This is a genomic window from Achromobacter sp. GbtcB20 (genome assembly GCF_019091095.1).
Lineage (GTDB): Bacteria > Pseudomonadota > Gammaproteobacteria > Burkholderiales > Burkholderiaceae_B > Achromobacter > Achromobacter mucicolens.
Window position 1 is genome coordinate 1 of the sequence record NZ_JAGXJZ010000393.1, and the last position, 313, is coordinate 313.

The window sequence follows — 313 nt, forward strand, 5'->3', positions numbered from 1 at the left end:
TCGCGTTTAATCCCCTGCTGCTTGAACGGGTGGGCGGCGGAGCCGCCCACCCTACGGGTCGATGCGTAGTGCCGGTTCAAAGAAACAGCTTGTACACCGGATTCGCGCTCTCGTCCCAATACCGGTATCCCAGCGTCGCCAGGAACTGCCTGAACTCGTCCATCTCTTCGGCCGGCACCTGCAGGCCGACCAGGATGCGCCCGACGTCGCCGCCCTGGTTGCGGTAGTGGAACAGCGAGATGTTCCAGTTCGGCGCCATGCTGTCCAGGAAGCGCATCAGGGCGCCGGGGCGCTCCGGGAATCCGAAGCGGTA

Annotated in this window: 1 pseudogene; it reads right to left on the bottom strand. The window is 64.5% G+C overall.

The features are described from left to right. Positions 1-76: 76 nt before the first annotated feature. Positions 77-313 (bottom strand): annotated as a pseudogene (locus tag KVT32_RS29470) (threonine ammonia-lyase, biosynthetic); the annotation flags it as partial.